Raw genomic sequence first — 17,030 nt, 5'->3', positions numbered from 1 at the left:
CTCGTTGGAGTGAGATTGGCGTTCTGCGCTGACCCAGCTCTGCTACAGCGGCCGCACCGTACCGGCCTACCGCGGCCGCACTGTACGGGCCTGCCGCGGCCGCACCGTACGGGCCTGCCGCGGCCGCGCCGCACCGGCGGCTACGGCAGCCGCCAGTCCACCGGCTGCGCCCCCTGCCGCACCAGCAGCTCGTTCGCCCGGCTGAACGGCCGCGAACCGAAGAAGCCGCGGTCGGCCGACATCGGGCTGGGGTGGACCGACTCCACCGACGGCACGTTGCCCAGCAGCGGGCGCAGGTTGCGGGCGTCGCTCCCCCACAGGATCGCCACCAGCGGGCCGCCGCGCGCCACCAGCGCCCGGATCGCCTGCTCGGTGACCGCCTCCCAGCCCTTGCCGCGGTGCTGGCCGCTCTTGCGCGGCTGCACGGTGAGCACGCGGTTGAGCAGCAGCACGCCCTGCTGCGTCCACGGGGTGAGGTCCCCGTTGGACGGCTGCGGCAGGCCCAGGTCGGTGCCGTACTCCCGGTAGATGTTGATCAGGCTCGCCGGGATCGGCCGCACCTCCGGCGCCACCGAGAAGCTGAGCCCGACGGCGTGGCCGGGCGTCGGGTACGGGTCCTGCCCGACGATCAGCACCCGCACGTCGGCAAAGGGCTGCTGGAAGGCCCGCAGCACGTTCGGGCCGGAGGGCAGGTAGGTTCGGCCTGCGGCCAGTTCGGCGCGCAGGAAGTCGCCCATCGCGGCGACCCGTCCGGCGACGGGTTCCAGGGCGGTGGCCCAGCCGGGCTCGACGATCTCGTTCAGTGGACGCGGTGCCATGGTCGCCACCCTATCGGCCTACGCCGACAGCGCCTTCAGTGGATGATCATGGGATCGAGGCAGGTCGACGGGGTCCGCGGGCGGTGTCCTCGGCCCGACCGAGGACACCGCGGGTCTACCCGACCGGCCGCCCCCGCAGCACCACCAGCCGCGGGTCCGCGAGCACCCGGACGTCCGCCCGCGGATCCTGCGCGTACACCACGAAGTCCGCCGGCGCGCCCTCCTCCAGGCCCGGCCGCCCCAGCCACTCACGCGCTCCCCAGCTCGCCGCCGACAGCGCCTGCGCCGGGCTCAGCCCCGCCTTCACCAGCTCCGCCACCTCGTCCGCGACCAGCCCGTGCGCCAGCGAGCCGCCCGCGTCGGTCCCGACGAACACCGGGATGCCGGCGTCGTGCGCGGCGCCCACGGTGTCGTACCGGCGCTCGTGCAGCCGCCGCATGTGCGCCGACCAGGCCGGGAACTTGTCCTCGCCGCCGGCCGCGAGGTCCGGGAAGGTGGCGATGTTGACCAGGGTCGGCACGATCGCCACCCCGCGCTCGGCGAAGGCCGGGATCAGCTCCTCGGTCAGCCCGGTGGCGTGCTCGACGCAGTCGATCCCGGCCGCCAGCAGGTCCGGCAGCGACTCGGCGGAGAAGCAGTGCGCGGTGACCCGGGCACCCTCCTCGTGCGCCGCCGCGATCGCCTCGGCCAGCGCGTCGCCGGGCCAGCAGGCGGCGAGGTCGCCGCGCTCGCGGTCGATCCAGTCGCCGACCAGCTTCACCCAGCCGTCCCCGCGCCGGGCCTCGGCCCGCACGTAGGCGGCCAGGTCGCCGGGTTCGATCTCGTGCGCGTAGTTGCGGATGTAGCGGCGGGTGCGGGCGATGTGCCGCCCGGCCCGGATGATCCGGGGCAGGTCCTCGCGCTCGTCGATCCACCGGGTGTCGGCGGCCGAGCCGGCGTCGCGGATCAGCAGGGTGCCGGCGTCCCGGTCGGTGAGCGCCTGCTTCTCGCTGGTCGCGGCGTCCACCGCGCCGTGCGCGTCCAGGCCGACGTGGCAGTGCGCGTCCACCAGGCCGGGCAGCACCCAGCCGTTCACCGTCCGCACGTCCCCGGCGGTCGGCGGGCGGGTGAAGCTCACCCGGCCGTCCACCACCCAGAGTTCGTCCCGGACGTCCTGCGGACCGACCAGCACCCGACCCCGCACGTGCAGCACCGCGCCATCGCTCATGGCCGCACTCTACCGACGGGCGGGTTCCGTGTAAGCAGTCACGATGCGGCAGACTCGTTTCCGCACCCCACCCCCGCGAAAGGCGATCAAGACGTGAGTCCCTTCCTCGACCTGCCCCCGCTCAGCGCCGCCGAGTTCGCGGCGATCGAGGACCGGGTGGCCGCACTGCTGCACACCGAGGCCGATGTGATCGTCACCCAGGGCGAGGCGCTCCTGCCCCTGGAGGCCGCGATCCGCGGCGCCGCGCACCCCGGCTCGACCGCCCTCAACATCGTCACCGGCCCGTACGGGCAGACCTTCGGCAACTGGCTGCGCTCCTGCGGGGCGAAGGTCGTCGACCTGGCCGTGCCCTTCGACAGCGCGGTGAGCGCCGAGCAGGTGGCCGAGGCCCTCGACGCCAACCCGGGGATCGACTTCGTCTCCCTGGTGCACGCCGAGGCCGCGACCGGCAACACCAACCCGGTCGCCGGGATCGGTGCCGTGGTCCGCGAGCACGGCGCGCTGCTGATGCTCGACGCGGTCGCCTCCGTCGCCGCCGAGCCGCTGCTCACCGACGAGTGGGGTGTCGACCTGTGCGTCATCGGCGGCCAGAAGGCGATGGGCGGCCCGGCCGGGGTCTCCGCCGTCTCCGTCTCCGCGCGCGCCTGGGAGCGGATCGCCGCCAACCCGGCCGCCCCGCGCCGCTCCTACCTCTCGCTGCTCGACTGGAAGGAGCGCTGGACCGACGCCGGCCGCGCGGTGCTGCCGCACGCCCCGGCCCAGCTGGAGATGCTCGCGCTCGGCGCCTGCCTGGACCGGATCGCCGCCGACGGCCTGCCGGCCGTGATCGCCCGCCACCGCGCCGCCTCGGCCGCCACCCGGGCCGGCGTCCGCGCGCTCGGCACCCTGGCCCCGTACGTCGTCGAGGACGCCCACGCGGCCCCGGTCGCCACCACCCTGCGCACCCCGGACGGCGTCGACGCGACCGCCCTCGCCGCCCGTCTCGACCCGGCCCTGCCCGTCCAGCCGGGCGGCGGCGCCCTGGCCGGCTCGATGCTGCGGGTCAACCACTACGGACGGGCGGCCGCGCTGGACACCGTCCGCGCCTGCCTGTCGGGCCTGGCCGGGGCGACGGACGCCGACCCGGCGCCCGCGCTGGCCGCCGCCGAGGCCGCCTGGAGCGCGACCGTCCGGGCCTGAGCGGTTCGGGCTCCCACGGCCGAGGCCCCCGCAGGACGTCCTGCGGGGGCCTCGGCCGTGCCCGGGCTCAGTGCCCGTTGACGTCCACCACCTCGACGCCGCGAATGTTCCGCTCGATCTCCTCCGTCGGCAGCGCGATCGCCAGCGCCCAGTAGTAGACGACCAGCGAGAACACCACCACGACCACGATGTCCCACCACAGCGGCAGGTTCCCCTTCGCGCCCGCGCCGAAGGTGCCCTGCCAGGAGGTCAGGCCCATGCCGAGCAGGTAGACCGGCAGCCACTGCCCGGCCCGGAAGTCCATCCGGGGCGCGTTCGGCAGCCCCTTGGAGCGCGCGTACCAGGAGTACCCGCCGAGCAGCGCGTAGCCGATCACGATCGCCAGGCCCAGGCGCCACAGGGTGTCCCAGCCGGACCAGTAGATGACCAGGCTCGCCACCACGAAGGCCAGCGGCGAGATCACCGAGCCGCCGGGCAGGTGGTACGAGCGCTCCATCTTCGGCAGCCGCTTGCGCAGCACCCCGAAGGCCAGCGGGGCGCCCGCGTACATCAGCACCACCGCCGAGGTGATGAAGCCGACCAGCCGCTGCCAGCTCGGGAAGGGCAGGAAGCAGATCACCCCGGCCACCCAGGCGATGAGCAGGCCCAGCCAGGGCACCGCGCGCTTGTCGGTGGACTGCAGCACCTGCGGCGCGTAGCCGTTGCGGCTCAGGCCGTAGGTGACCCGGGAGCTGGAGGTGATGTAGACCAGCCCGGTGCCGGCCGGCGAGATGACCGCGTCGATGAACAGCACGGTGGCCAGCCAGCCCAGGCCGATCAGGGTCGCCAGGCCGGCGAACGGTCCGCTGATCCCGGGGTAGTCGAGGGTGCTCCAGCCCTGGGCGAAGGTCTCCGGCGGCAGGGCCCCGATGAACACCACCTGGAGCATCACGTAGACGATGGTGCCGACCACCACCGAGCCGAGCACCGCGCGGGGGATGTCCCGGCGCGGGTTGCGGCTCTCCCCCGCCCACTGGATGGCCTGTTCGAAACCGAGCAGCGCGAAGATCACCCCGCTGCTGCTGATCGCGGTGAGCACGCCCTTGGCGCCGTCCGGCGCGAAGCCGTGCACGTCGAAGTTGGAGCCGTGGAACTCGGTGAGGCCGAGCGCGAAGATGGTCAGCACCGGGATGGCGACCTTCCACACGGTGGCCGCGCTGTTGGTGTGGGCGAGCAGCCGCACGCCGAGGAAGTTGACCGCGACGAAGACTCCGAGCAGGGCGGCCGCGACGACGAATCCCCAGCCGGTCAGCGTCAGGTTCTTGTTCAGCAGGCCGTCCGCCCAGCTCCAGTGCTGGGCGTAGTTGATCATCGCCTGCACCTCGATCGGCGCGATGGTCGCGGCCTGCAGCCAGGTGAACCAGCCGAAGGACATCCCGGCGAACCCGCCGAAGGCGTAGTGCGGGTAGCGCGCCGTCCCGCCCGCCACCGGGAACAGCCCGCCCAGCTCGGCGTGGACCAGCGCCAGCAGGATGATCGCCACCGCGCCGATGCCCCAGGACAGCAGCGCCGCCGGCCCGGCGGCCACCGCCGCCTTCTGCGCCCCGAAGAGCCAGCCGGAGCCGATGATCGCCCCGACCGAGGCCCAGAGCAGTCCGATGACGCCGACCTCGCGCCGCAGCCCGGTGTGCCCGGAGCCGGGCGGATTGGAGGAGGAATGGGCCATGGCCGATCGCCTCTCGAAGCAGGAGGAAGTCCTCCGACAGTGCCCCAGCCCGGGCGCCTCCCCTCCCCGAAACGCCCCGCACCCCGTGCCCCTCACCCGAACAGCCCGCGGGAACCGCCCACCGGCACAGTTTCCGAAGCGTTCACCCGCCCGGCACGTGGAACTCACCGGCGGCAGGCAGGCTCCCGGACAGAGCTTGAAGTTGGCTATACAACTTCAGCCCATACGACAGCCGTAGTGCCGCCGAGGAGAAGACCGATGACCGAACTGCCGCCGTACTGGCTGCGCGACAACTGCCCGTGCGCCGAGTGCCGGGACCCGCGCAACGGACAGAAGCTGTTCCAGATCGACGACCTGCCCGAGGACCTGGCGGTCGCCGGGAGCGCGGAGGCCGACGGACACCTGGAGGTGCGCTGGTCGGACGGCCACCGCTCCCGCTACCCGCTGGAGTGGCTCGACCGGGCCGACGAGGGCGACGGGCGCACCGAGCGGGGCAAGCGGCTCTGGACGGCGGCGGACTTCGCGTCCGGCCTCCCGCAGGCGCGGTGGGAGGCCTACCTGGCCGACCCGGCCGAGCGGGCCGCGGTGCTGGCCGCCGTACGGGACGACGGCTTCGCGGTGCTGCGCGGGGTGCCGGCCGTCGAGCGGCAGGTGCTGCGGGTGGCGGAGAGCTTCGGCCACGTACGGGTCACCAACTACGGGGAGCTGTTCGACGTCCGGGTCGAGCCGGACCCGAACAACCTCGCCTTCACCAGCGTCGCCATCGCCCCGCACACCGACAACCCGTACCGGGACCCGGTGCCGACCCTCCAGCTGCTGCACTGCCTGGAGAACTCGGCGACCGGCGGCGACTCCGGGCTGGTGGACGGGTTCAAGGCCGCGGCGCTCCTCCGGGAGGAGGCGCCGGCCGCGTTCGAGGTCCTCACCCGTACGCCCGTCCCGTTCGTCTTCCGCGACCGGGGCACCGAACTGCGCGCCGACCGCCCGCTGATCGACGTGGACCCGCTGGGCCGGATCCGCGAGGTCAGGTTCAACAACCGCTCGATCGGCACCGTCCGGGCCGGCGCCCCGGACGGCCTGAACGCCTTCTACGCCGCCTACCGCCGCTTCGCCGCGATCACCCTGCGCCCCGGGCTCCGGCTCACCTTCCGACTCGGCCCCGGCGACTGCCTGATCTTCGACAACACCCGCCTGATGCACGCCCGGACGGCCTTCCGGCAGGACGGCCACCGCCACCTCCAGGGCTGCTACGCCGACCTCGACTCCCTGCACAGCACCCTCGCGGTGCTGCGCCGCCGCGCCGCCGCGCTGGACGCGATCGCCGCCCTGTTCGCGGGCGAGGGCGCCGGGGAGTACCTGGGCGAGGAGGTCACCATGGCCGAGCACATGCTCCAGGCCGCCGCTGCCGCCGAGGCCGCCGGGGCGCCGGCGCACCTGGTCGCCGCCGCGCTGCTGCACGACGTCGGCCACTTCTTCGACGAACACGGCCAGGGATCCTCGCACGGACGGGATCTGATGGAGGGTCAGGACAATCGCCACAGCGACTCCGGGGCCGACTGGCTGGCCCGCTGGTTCGGCCCGGAGGTCACCGAGCCGGTCCGGCTGCACGTGGCCGCCAAGCGCTACCTGTGCGCGGTCGAGCCCGGGTACCGGGAGCGGCTCTCCGCGGCCTCCGAGTACACGCTGGGCGTCCAGGGCGGCCCGATGGACGAGCGCCGGGCCGCCGCCTTCGCCGAACTCCCGGGCGCGCGGGACGCGGTGGCGGTGCGGCGCTGGGACGAGCAGGCGAAGGTGGCGGGCGCCCCGACGCCCGGTTTCGAGCACTACCGCCCGCTGCTCGCCGCCCTCATGCGGTGAGGACGCTCACGCCGTGAGGGCGCTCGCCGCAGGAGGGCGCTGACGCTGTGAGGGCGCTGACGCCGTAGGGCGCCGACGCCGTGAGGACGCCCGTGCGGCACGCGCGAGGGGCTCAGTCCAGCTCCCGCGCGTGCCGCGAAAGCGCCGAGGTGGCCAGGGAGTTGTGCACGCTGAACGCCACCGTCCCGGGCAGGTAGCGGTCCTGGGACCACTCCACCGGCGTGCCCGTCGGGTCGGTCGTGCGCCGCCGCTCGCGCAGCAGCGGACCGCCCCGGCGGCAGCCGAGCAGCCGGGCGTCCTCGGCGTTGGCCGGGACGACGTCGATGGTGTGGTCGGCGTCGGTGAACAGGATGCCGTGCTCGCGCAGCACTTCGGTGTGCGAGACCACGTCCGGCGGCAGCTCGGCGACGATCTCGCCGACCCGCGGCGGGTACACGGTGCGCTCGACCATCACCGGCGTGCCGGACAGCGTCCGCAGCCGGACGATGACGTACACCTCGGCGCCCGGCTCCAGGCGCAGTTGCTCGCGCTCGGCGGCGTCGGCCGGGCGGCGCACCAGCGAGTCCAGGATGCCGCCGGGCTCCTCGCCCATCGAGTACGCCCAGTGCGTGAAGCTGAGGAGTTCGGAGAAGCTCTGCACCCGGGCGCCGCCGAGGACCACCCGGCGGGTGCCGCGGCGGGAGGTGACCAGTCCGTCGGAGCGCAGCACCGCGAGGGCCTGGCGGACGGTGCCGCGGGAGACGCCGTACTGCTCGGCCAGCGCGCCCTCGGCGGGCAGCCGGCCGGCCTCGCCGTACGCGCCGGTGGTGATCGCCTCGCGCAGGTCGGCGGCCACCTTCCGGTACAGCGCGCCGGGGCGCTCGGCCGCGGGCTCCGCGGCGGCCGAGCGGTCCCCGGCGGCCGGGCGCCCCTCGGCCCCGGGGCGCTGGGGCTCAGTTGCCACGTCAGTCAATGTCCCTCCTGGGGCGGTGTCCTGCGCAGCCGTGCCGGCGCGGACTGCCCGACCTTATCCCGCTGCGCCTTCGAAGCATCGCACCGAACGGTTCACGCTCCGATGGCCGGATTCCACCGTTCCCGCAGCCGACCCCGGTTCTGGGCCGTCCGTTCATCTTCCCGTCACCGGCCTCCGGCGTACTTACTGCTGTCAGCGAAGTTGGCTAGTCAACTCGGACGACGTCGATCGATCGCTCACCCGGCCGGTCCGCCGCCCTTCGCGAGACGCAGGCCCGCGGAACCCCCCGCGAACGCCCCTCGCAGTACGCCCCCTTAACAGGAGACTTCCCCGTGACCGTGCACCGCGCCCGCGCCGCCGCCTTCGCGGCCGTACTGACCGCCGCCGCGCTCTCCCTCACTGCCTGCGGCTCCGCCGGTTCGAGCGCCAAGTCCGGCGACGCCGCCAAGGACGGCGCCAAGGACGCCAAGACGGCCACCTCGGCCGCCGACTTCGGCGGCATGGACGGCCTGATCGCCGCGGCCAAGAAGGAGGGCAAGCTGCACGTCATCACGCTGCCCCGGGACTGGGCGAACTACGGCAAGATCATCGACGGCTTCAAGGCCAAGTACGGCATCGAGGTCGAGGAGGAGAACCCGGACGGCTCCAGCCAGGACGAGATCAACGCGGTCAACTCCCGCAAGGGCCAGGACCGCGCCCCCGACGTGGTCGACCTGGGCAGCGCCTTCGCCCTCCAGGCGGTCAAGGACGGCATCCTCGCCCCCTACAAGGTCGCCACCTTCGACAAGGTGCCGGACACCATGAAGGACGCGAACGGCGCCGCCGTCAACGACTACGGCGGCTACGTCTCCATCGGCTGCGACGCCAAGAAGATCGCCAACTGCCCGAAGACCTTCGCCGACCTGCTCAAGCCCGAGTACAAGGGCCAGGTCGCCCTCAACGGCAACCCGACCAAGTCCGGCTCCGCCTTCGGCGGCGTCTACGCGGCCGCGCTCGCCAACGGCGGTTCGCTGGACAACGTCCAGCCCGGCATCGACTTCTTCGGCAAGCTGAAGCAGTCCGGCAACTTCAACCCGGTCGAGTCGACCCCGGCCACCATCGAGAAGGGCGAGACCCCGATCTCGATCGACTGGTCCTACCTGAACGCCGGTTACACCGACGAGTTCAAGGACAAGGGCGTCGACTGGAAGGTCTCCATCCCGACCGACGGCTCCTACGCCCAGTTCTACAACCAGGCCGTCAACAAGTGGGCCCCGCACCCGGCGGCCGCCCGCCTGTGGCAGGAGTACCTGTTCAGCACCGAGGGCCAGAACCTCTTCCTCGGCGGCTACGCCACCCCGTCCACCTTCGAGGCCCTGAAGAAGGACGGCACCCTGGACACCACCGCGGCCGCCAAGCTGCCGGCCGTCGAGAAGCCGTTCACCACCTTCCCGACCATCGACCAGATCAACGCGGCCAAGAAGGTCGTCACCGAGAACTGGACCAAGGCCGTCGCGGGCTGACACCCCGGCCACGTACCGCACTTCGGGCTGAGAAAAGGCACTCATGACCACGGCTCCCACCCCGGTGCCGACCACCCCCGCCGCCACCTCCCCCGGTGGCGGCGCGGGGGCGTCCGCCACCGCCACGACCACCTCCCCCACGAGCACCGCCCCCGCCCCGCGGCGCCGGCCGCTCGCCCGCCTCGGCGGCGCCTCCTGGCTGGCCACCGTGCCGCTGCTGCTGTTCTTCCTGATCGGCTTCGGACTTCCCTGCGTCGCCATCGTGATCGGCGCGTTCACCGCCTCCAGCGACGCGGAGAGCGGCGCCGGGCAGTTCACCTTCGACAACCTGACGGCCTCCGTCCAGGGCGGCTACCGGACGGCCATGCTGAGCAGCCTCAAGCTCTCCGCGCTGACCGCGCTGCTCGCCACCGTGCTCGGCGTACCGCTCGCCCAGGCCGTCGTCACCTCCCGGCGCGGCTGGCTGCGCCAGGCGGTGCTCACCGCCTCCGGCGTGCTCGCCAACTTCGGCGGCCTGCCGCTCGCCTTCGCGTTCGTCGCCACCCTCGGCAACGCCGGTGAGATCACCAGGCTGCTGCACCTCACCGACCACGGCTGGTCGCTGTACTCCTTCACCGGCCTGACGGTCGTCTACCTGTACTTCCTCATCCCGCTGATGGTGCTCACCATCACCCCGGCCCTGGACGGCCTGCGGACCCAGTGGCGCGAGGCGGCCCAGAACAACCGGGCCACCACCGTCCAGTACTGGCTCCACGTCGCCCTGCCGATCCTGCTGCCCTCCCTGCTCGGCGGCTTCGTGCTGCTCTTCGGCAGCGCCTTCGCCGCCTACGCGACGGCCGCCGCCATGGTCGGCGCGACCGTCCCGCTGGTCAGCCGCTCGATCGCGGACGCGCTCTCCGGCAACGTGCTGGTCGGCCAGGGCAACCTCGCCCTCGCCCTCAGCCTCAACATGATCGTCGTGGCCGTCCTGGTGATGGCCGTGTACCTCCCCCTCCAGCGCCGGAGCGCCCGATGGCTCAGCTGACCACCCCCGCCCGCCCCGGCCGACGCGACGTGCGCTGGTGGCGCGGTGCCGTGCTGCTGCTCGCCGGCGTCTACTTCGTCGTCCCGCTCGCGGCCTCCTTCTGGTTCTCGATCGACGAGCCCAAGGGCATCTCCTTCTCCGCCTACACCGGACTGCTCTCCGCCCCCGGCTTCCTGGACAGCCTCTGGCTGACCCTCGGCCTCGCCGTGGTCACCGTCGTGGTGCTGCTGCTCCTGCTCGTCCCGGCGCTGATCGCCGTCCGGCTCGGCTCGCCGAAGCTGCGCCCGGTCATCGACGTGCTCTGCACCCTTCCGCTGGTCGTCCCGCCGGTCGCCCTGACCGCCGGCCTCATCGGCGTGCTGCGCTGGGGCCCGGACTACCTGATGGACACCCCGTTCTTCCAGACCTTCGTGTTCGTCCAGGACCCGGACTTCCCGCTGGTGCTGGTCGTCGCCTACGTGCTGATGGCCCTGCCGCTCGCCTACCGCGCCCTGGACGCCGGCCTGCGCTCGATGGACGTGCGCACCCTGGTCGAGGCCGCCCGCAACTGCGGCGCGAGCTGGCCGCGCGCGGTGTTCACCGTGGTCCTGCCCAACCTGCGCGGGGCCCTGCTGAACGCCTCCTTCCTCACCCTGGCCCTGGTCCTCGGCGAGTTCACCACCGCCTCGATCCTCGGCTACCAGCCCTTCCCGGTCTGGATCTACTCGGTCGGCAACAGCCAGGCCCACATGTCGGTCGCGGTCTCCATCCTGAGCCTGCTGCTCACCTGGCTGCTGCTGCTCCTGCTGGCCACCGCCGGGCGCGAGCGCCGCGCCAAGACCGCCACCTCCTGAAACCCCCCGGAGTCACCAGTCATGACCACGGCCACCGCCATCGCCAACGGCGTCTCGCTCTCCCCCGGCAGCGCCACCGTCGAATTCCGCTCCCTGCGCCGCGCGTTCGGCGCCACCACCGCCCTCGACGGCCTGGACCTGACCGTCCACCCGGGCGAGCTGATCGCCCTGCTCGGCCCGTCCGGCTGCGGCAAGACCACCGCGCTGCGCATCCTGGCCGGCTTCGAGCAGCACGACTCCGGCGAGGTGCTGGTCGACGGCCGGGACATCACCGCGATCCCCGCGCACAAGCGCGACGCGGGCATGGTGTTCCAGTCGTACAGCCTCTTCCCGCACCTGACCGCCCTGGACAACGTCGCCTTCGGGCTGCGGATGCGCGGCACCGGCAAGGCCGAGCGCCGCAAGCGGGCCCAGGAGCTGCTGGAGCTGGTCGGCCTGCCGCACCGCGCCGACCACTACCCGCACCAGATGTCCGGCGGCCAGCAGCAGCGCATCGCGCTCGCCCGCGCGCTCGCCCTCCAGCCGCGCGTCCTGCTGCTGGACGAGCCGCTGTCCGCGCTGGACGCCAAGGTCCGCCTCCAGCTGCGCGACGAGATCCGCCGCCTCCAGCAGGAGCTGGGCATCACCACCCTGTTCGTCACCCACGACCAGGAGGAGGCGCTGTCGATGGCCGACCGGGTCGCGGTGCTGCGGGCCGGCAGGCTGGAGCAGTGCGCCGTCCCGTCCGAGCTGTACAGCCGGCCGGCCACCGCCTTCGTCGCCGAGTTCGTCGGCACCATGAGCCGCATCCCGTGCACCCGCACCTCGGACGGCGTCGAGGTGCTCGGCCGCCGGCACGCGGTGGACGGCGCGATCCCGGCCGACGGCGAGCTCCAGGTGCTGGTCCGCCCGGAGAACGTCACCCTGACCCCGGCCGAGGACGGCCCCGCGCTGGTGGTCACCGCCTCCTTCCTGGGCGCCGTCACCCGGCTCACCGTCCGCCTGGACGACGGCACCGAGGTCAAGGCCGACCTGCCCACCGAGGCCGCCGCCGCCCTGCCGGCCGGCGCCCGGGCCGCGCTCACCCTGCCGGAGCGCCCGGTGCTGGTGGACCGCCGCACCGCCTGAGAACCTCGTACCTCCCTGCTCCGTCCACCGGAGCACCGAAGAACCACCGAAGGTACCGCCATGCCTGACTCCGCCCTGCCCGACTCCGCCCTGCCCGGGAACTCCGCCCCGCCCGCCGCGCTGCCCGCCGCCGTCCTCTTCGACATGGACGGCACCCTGGTGGACACCGAGCAGCTGTGGTGGCAGGCCGCCGCCGAACTCGCCGAGGAACTGAACCGCCCGCTCACCGACCAGGACGCCCCCGAGGTGCTCGGCCAGGCCATCGAGCACACCGCCGCCCACCTGCACAGGGTCAGCGGCACCACGCTCGGCGAGGCCGAACTAGCCGCCCGGCTCGGCGATTCCTTCGCCGGCAAGGTCGCCGCCGAAACCGTTCCGCGCCCCGGCGCGCTCGCCCTGCTGGCCTCGCTGCGCGACGCCCGGGTGCCCACCGCGCTGGTCTCCGCCTCCCCGCGCCGGGTGGTGGACCTGGTGCTGTCCGCCATCGGCCGGGACTGGTTCGCCATCACCCTGGCCGCCGAGGACACCGAGCGCACCAAGCCCGCGCCCGACCCGTACCTCGCCGCCGCCGAGCGGCTCGGCCTGGACCCGGCGGCCTGCCTCGCCGTCGAGGACACCCCGACCGGGGTCGCCTCCGCCACCGCGGCCGGCTGCGCCGTGCTCGCCGTGCCGTCCACCGCGGTGCCGATGCCCCGGGGCGAGCGGATCACCCTGCTCGCCAGCCTGGAGCAGGCCGACCTCGCCCTGCTCGGGAAGCTCGCCGGTCCCGGCGCGGTTCGACCCTGACATGCCCTATCTCCTGCTCGCCCTCGCCATCGTCAGCGAGGTCTGCGCCACCAGCTGCCTCAAGCTCACCGAGGGGTTCACCCGGCTCTGGCCGAGCCTCGGCGTCGGCATCGGCTACGCGCTCTCCTTCGTGCTGCTCGGCCGCGCACTCAAGCACATACCGGTCTCGGTCGCCTACGCGGTCTGGTCCGGGGCCGGCACCGCGGCGGTCGCCGGGATCGGCGTGGTCGCCTTCGGCGAGTCGCTCGGGCGGCTCCAGTTGGTGGGCATAGCGCTGGTGATCGTCGGGGTGGTCGTGCTCAACCTCAAGGGCGGACACTCCTGACACCGTTCTGACGGTTCGTCAATTTCCGAATACGCTGGTCAACCACCCTTTCGGGGCGGGACGTCGGACGTGCCGACCTCCCGCCCCGAAGCCTTCGCTACGGTGTCCCCCATGACGGACCCCCGACCCCATCACTACCGCTTCGTCCACCGCGAACTCGCCCGCCAGGTACTGGAGTTCGGCCCGCGCGTGGCCACCCCGACCCCGGACGGCGGCAGCCTGCTGCCCGTCGTCACCCAGATCTGGGACGACCTCGGCGCCGCCCTGCCGCCCGAGGACCGCCTGCCCCACCACGGCCTCGACTGCCGGCACCTGTCGGTCGACGGCCACCACATGCTGCTGGTCACCCTGCCCACCGCGGTCGGCGCCACCGAGGCCCACTTCGTCGCCGCCGTCCAGCCCCAGGGCGCCAGGTCGGTGCGCTACATGACCCTGGAGCACGCGTTCAGCCCCTTCGACGGCAGCCCCGGCACCGTCCTCGGCGAGTGGACCGCCGAGAGCCACCTCAACCACGGCCCGGGGCCCTCGCCCGTCGCCGAACTGTTCGTCACCGCCGTGGTACGGCTCGTCACCCCGAAGAAGCGCGGCTTCTGGCGCCGCTGAGACCGACCCCGCGGGTACGTCCCGGGCCGGGCCGCCGACGTCAAGAAGGCGTCGACGGCCCGTAAAGGTCCCGCAAACATCCTCCCCCGGACCCCTGCGCGGGCGATCATCGGCGCACTGGTCGGGGCTATGCTCGCCCGGTCCGACAAACGACGCATCGGGGGGCGAAAGTGTCCGACTTCAAAGTCAGTTCAGAATTCCTCGCCAAGCTGGCCCAGGACCTCAAAGGCTGCGGCGACGAACTCGAACAGGGGCTCAAGGCCTTCGAAGCGGCCGGCCACACCGGCACCGGCTTCGACTTCCTGGACGAGGCCTGCGGGCACTTCAAGGACAAGTGGCAGTTCGGCCTGAAGAAGGTCCGCGAGTGCGTCAAGGTCCTGGACGAGGGCCTGGAGCAGGTGCAGAAGAACTACGACGGCACCGAGCAGAGCATCGTCAAGGTCCTCACCCCGGCGGGGCAGTCGTGAGCGCCCCGACGCCACCGGCGCCCGACTGGTCCGGCCTCGGCTTCAACCCCACCCCCGGCGACTCCGCCGCCGTCACCGCGCTCAGCGCCGGCCTGCGCCGGGTGGGCCAGCACCTGACCGGCGTGCACACCACACTCTCCCAGCTCTCCTCCAACCAGGGCGAGTGGACGGGCGAGGCCGCCAAGCAGTTCGCCAAGCAGTTCGACAAGCTCCCCGGCTACCTCCAGGACGCCGCCGACTCGATCACCGCGGCCTACACCGCGCTCGACGTCTGGTACAAGGCGCTGACCGAACACCAGCCCAAGGCGGCCGAGTTGGCCGCCTCCGCGGTCGCCGCCAAGAAGAAGCAGGACGAAGCGGACCGGGCGCACAGCGCCGCGGCCGCCGCCCCCGACCTCCAACTGGCCGGCCGCCACTACTCCGACGACGCGAGCCTCGCCGCCGCCGAACAGCGCTACAACACGGCGAAGAGCCACCTCGACTCGGCCGCCGGCCTGCTCACCAGCGCCTCCAACGAGCTGGCCGGCCTCCAGAAGCAGGCCCACGAGCTCGCCGGGACCCACCAGTCGGACGCGAAGAAGACGGCCGAGGCCGTCCGCAAGGCCGCCGACAGCAAGGCCCCGCCGGAGCCCGGCTGGCTCAGCAAGGTCGGCGACTGGTTCAAGAACCACGGCGCGGACCTGCTGACCGTCGCGGCCGGCGTCTGCGGCGTCGCGGCGATCTTCTTCCCCGCCTTCGCGCTGCCGGCGCTCCTGCTGAGCGCCGCCGCCGCGGGCGCGCACGCGACCCAGTACGCCGCCAAGGGCCAGCTGTGGCCGCCGCAGAAGAACATCGGCAACTGGCTGACCCTGGGCGGCGACGTCCTCGGCGCGATCCCCGGCGTGGGCGTCGCGGCCAAGGGCGTGACCGCCGTCCGGGAGGCCCGCGCCGCCGGTGCGGGCGTGCGCGGCGCGGTCTCCGCCGGGTCCACCGAGGTCCGGACCGCCGCCCGGGGGATCGACCCGGCCAACCCGGTCTTCACCACGGCGATCGAGAAGCCGGCCATCAAGCTCGGCGTCTCCAAGGCCACCGCGATGAACGTCTCCGACGGCGTCCAGGCCGCCACCACCGCCGGGCTCAACGCCCCGACCGCGTACGCGCTCACCCAGGACAACCCGAGCGACAACCTCGCCGGTGCGGTCAACTACACGACCGGTGGCAACAACGTCATCGGCTCGGCGGGCATGGCGGCCGGCGGCGGCAAGGCCAACGTCATCATCGGCAGCGTGTCCACCGTCGGCAACCTGCTCGGCATGGGCGGATGGGCGGCCGGCTATGGCCGCTGAGACCCCGGGCGCCACCGCCCCGCCGCTCTGGCTCGACCTGCCCGCGGGCTTCACCGCCGTCGACCTGGACGAGGACCCCGGCGACCGGATGGCCCGGGCCGCGGAGCAGTTGGACGCGCTCTTCCCCGACGCCGGGGCCGAGCAGAAGCTCGCCGCCGTGATCGCCTCCGAGACCGCGCTCCAGGCCCAGCTGCGGGAGGGCGCCGTCCACGTGTCCGGCTGCCTGGTCCGGGCCGGGGACGGCGGTCCGATCCACGGCGTGCTCTCCGTCTTCCTCCGCCCGCAGGACCTCGGCGCGCCGGGCAGCTACCCCGCGCGGGTCGCCGCGGAGCTGGCCGAGGCCTGGCCGGACGCCGACGTCGGCGTGGTGGACCTGCCGCTCGGCCGCGCCGCCCTGGCCGCCCGCGAGCTGACCGTCCCGGTGCCCGGCGCGGTCTTCGGCGTACCGGAGTCGGCCGTCGGCACGGTCCGCCAGCTCGAACTGCTGATCCCGCACCCGTGGAGCCCGTACGTGGTCGCCGCCGTCTTCACCACCGAGGACGTCGACCACTGGGACGAGTGGCTGCCGCTGGTCGCCGCCGCGTACCGGGGCATCTCCTTCCACCCGCCCCGGGACGAGAGCCGCGACACCGTGCCGCCCGACCAGTGGGACAACGTCCGGAAGGCCTTCGGATGACGGTCGCTCCGCCCGACCAGGGGACTCGAAGCGGCCCGCGCCGGTTCGGGGGCGCGGTGGCGCTCATCGCGCTCTCCACCGCCATGCTCGTCGCCGTCGTCGCGCTGGACGTCTACGTCAACTCGTTCCTCGCCACCATCGTCGGGTTCGGCTACCCCCTGGTGATGCTGATCGCGTTCGCCCTGCGCCGCGACGCCGACACCAACCCCGCCTTCCAGAAGAGGATGTTCGGCTGGAGCGCGGGCATCTGCGCGGTCGCCTTCGTCGCGTACCTCGCGGGTTCCACCGCCTGGACCAACCTGATCCTGGGCTCGGGCCGGACGGTGCGGGCCGTGGTGGTCGACGAGAAGGTCACCGACTCGCTCCACGGCACCGGGCGGGCGTACACCCTGGCCGCCACGGAGCTGAACGACGAGGTCCCGGGCGGCCCGCTGGAGGAGCGCGACGCGCTGTTCGAGCGCGGAGACGTGGTCACCGTCCGGATGGACCCGGCCGGGCGGGTCGCCCCCAAGCTCCCCGGCGAGGTCGACTCCCCCGCCTACCTGCTGCTGTTCCTCGGCTGCAACGTCCTGATCGACGGCGCCGTGCTCTGGTCGGTGCGCCGGCCCGGGCCGTCGGCCGTCCGAGCCGTCGACCGTCCGAGCCGGGCGGGCGCCTGAACCGG

General features: G+C 73.3%; 17 protein-coding genes. 13 read left to right on the top strand and 4 right to left on the bottom strand.

Translation table 11 applies throughout. The features are described from left to right. Positions 1-140: 140 nt before the first annotated feature. Together ACFVVA_RS04875 and ACFVVA_RS04870 are read right to left on the bottom strand one after the other, a co-directional pair. Positions 141-818, bottom strand: coding sequence for a uracil-DNA glycosylase (locus ACFVVA_RS04875; protein WP_359903447.1), 678 nt, complete (start codon positions 816-818; stop codon positions 141-143). Between the two features lie 115 nt (positions 819-933). After that, positions 934-2,025, bottom strand: coding sequence for an amidohydrolase family protein (locus ACFVVA_RS04870; protein WP_387685748.1), 1,092 nt, complete (start codon positions 2,023-2,025; stop codon positions 934-936). A 93-nt stretch (positions 2,026-2,118) separates the two neighbouring features. Here ACFVVA_RS04870 and ACFVVA_RS04865 point away from each other — a divergent pair, with 93 nt between their 5' ends. Continuing rightward, entirely contained in the window at positions 2,119-3,204 is a 1,086-nt protein-coding gene (locus ACFVVA_RS04865; RefSeq protein WP_387685746.1) for a pyridoxal-phosphate-dependent aminotransferase family protein, read from the top strand. 67 nt (positions 3,205-3,271) lie between these two features. On the opposite strand, the gene ACFVVA_RS04860 is transcribed toward ACFVVA_RS04865, so the two are convergent. Continuing rightward, positions 3,272-4,909: an APC family permease gene (locus ACFVVA_RS04860; protein WP_380353748.1), complete on the bottom strand. Its 1,638-nt coding sequence runs from the start codon at positions 4,907-4,909 to the stop codon at positions 3,272-3,274. 258 nt (positions 4,910-5,167) lie between these two features. Here ACFVVA_RS04860 and ACFVVA_RS04855 point away from each other — a divergent pair, with 258 nt between their 5' ends. Continuing rightward, on the top strand, positions 5,168-6,766 hold the full coding sequence (locus ACFVVA_RS04855; protein WP_387685743.1) for a TauD/TfdA family dioxygenase: 1,599 nt from the start codon (positions 5,168-5,170) through the stop codon (positions 6,764-6,766). A 112-nt stretch (positions 6,767-6,878) separates the two neighbouring features. Here the strand turns inward: ACFVVA_RS04855 and ACFVVA_RS04850 are convergent, their stop codons facing one another. After that, positions 6,879-7,709, bottom strand: coding sequence for a GntR family transcriptional regulator (locus ACFVVA_RS04850; protein ID WP_387685741.1), 831 nt, complete (start codon positions 7,707-7,709; stop codon positions 6,879-6,881). Positions 7,710-8,050: 341 nt separating this feature from the next. On the opposite strand from ACFVVA_RS04850, the gene ACFVVA_RS04845 reads away from it, so the two are divergent. The 11 genes from ACFVVA_RS04845 (at position 8,051) to ACFVVA_RS04795 (ending at position 17,025) form a co-directional block, all read left to right on the top strand. Beyond that, positions 8,051-9,220 carry an ABC transporter substrate-binding protein gene (locus ACFVVA_RS04845; protein WP_387685739.1) on the top strand — a complete coding sequence of 390 codons (1,170 nt, stop codon included), beginning with the start codon at positions 8,051-8,053 and terminating at the stop codon, positions 9,218-9,220. Positions 9,221-9,263: 43 nt separating this feature from the next. Continuing rightward, positions 9,264-10,244, top strand: coding sequence for an ABC transporter permease (locus ACFVVA_RS04840; protein ID WP_387685737.1), 981 nt, complete (start codon positions 9,264-9,266; stop codon positions 10,242-10,244). Then, the gene (locus tag ACFVVA_RS04835; protein WP_387685735.1) at positions 10,232-11,077 is read left to right on the top strand and encodes an ABC transporter permease; all 846 of its coding nucleotides are present in this window, start codon (positions 10,232-10,234) and stop codon (positions 11,075-11,077) included. The genes ACFVVA_RS04840 and ACFVVA_RS04835 overlap by 13 nt, the downstream gene beginning before the upstream one ends. 21 nt (positions 11,078-11,098) lie before the next feature. Continuing rightward, positions 11,099-12,184: an ABC transporter ATP-binding protein gene (locus ACFVVA_RS04830; protein ID WP_387685733.1), complete on the top strand. Its 1,086-nt coding sequence runs from the start codon at positions 11,099-11,101 to the stop codon at positions 12,182-12,184. Positions 12,185-12,244: 60 nt separating this feature from the next. Then, a complete protein-coding gene (locus tag ACFVVA_RS04825) occupies positions 12,245-12,970 on the top strand; it encodes an HAD family hydrolase (RefSeq protein WP_387685731.1) in 726 nt (241 codons plus the stop codon). A 1-nt stretch (position 12,971) separates the two neighbouring features. Further along, entirely contained in the window at positions 12,972-13,295 is a 324-nt protein-coding gene (locus ACFVVA_RS04820; RefSeq protein WP_387685728.1) for a DMT family transporter, read from the top strand. Between the two features lie 111 nt (positions 13,296-13,406). Continuing rightward, positions 13,407-13,898 (top strand): hypothetical protein, encoded by a 492-nt coding sequence (locus ACFVVA_RS04815; protein WP_387685726.1) that lies wholly within the window; start codon positions 13,407-13,409, stop codon positions 13,896-13,898. Positions 13,899-14,068: 170 nt separating this feature from the next. Then, on the top strand, positions 14,069-14,365 hold the full coding sequence (locus tag ACFVVA_RS04810; RefSeq protein WP_387685725.1) for a hypothetical protein: 297 nt from the start codon (positions 14,069-14,071) through the stop codon (positions 14,363-14,365). Then, the gene (locus ACFVVA_RS04805) at positions 14,362-15,690 is read left to right on the top strand and encodes a WXG100 family type VII secretion target (protein WP_387685723.1); all 1,329 of its coding nucleotides are present in this window, start codon (positions 14,362-14,364) and stop codon (positions 15,688-15,690) included. The genes ACFVVA_RS04810 and ACFVVA_RS04805 overlap by 4 nt, the downstream gene beginning before the upstream one ends. Beyond that, positions 15,680-16,366, top strand: a complete 687-nt coding sequence (locus ACFVVA_RS04800) for a hypothetical protein (RefSeq protein WP_387685721.1) — start codon at positions 15,680-15,682, stop codon at positions 16,364-16,366. The genes ACFVVA_RS04805 and ACFVVA_RS04800 overlap by 11 nt, the downstream gene beginning before the upstream one ends. Beyond that, entirely contained in the window at positions 16,363-17,025 is a 663-nt protein-coding gene (locus ACFVVA_RS04795) for a hypothetical protein (RefSeq protein WP_387685719.1), read from the top strand. The genes ACFVVA_RS04800 and ACFVVA_RS04795 overlap by 4 nt, the downstream gene beginning before the upstream one ends. Positions 17,026-17,030: the final 5 nt, after the last annotated feature.

The organism is Kitasatospora sp. NPDC058048 (assembly GCF_042885555.1).
Lineage (GTDB): Bacteria > Actinomycetota > Actinomycetes > Streptomycetales > Streptomycetaceae > Kitasatospora > Kitasatospora lactacystinica.
The sequence above is the reverse complement of the archived record's forward strand: the minus strand, read 5'-3'. Positions and strand labels throughout refer to the sequence as shown.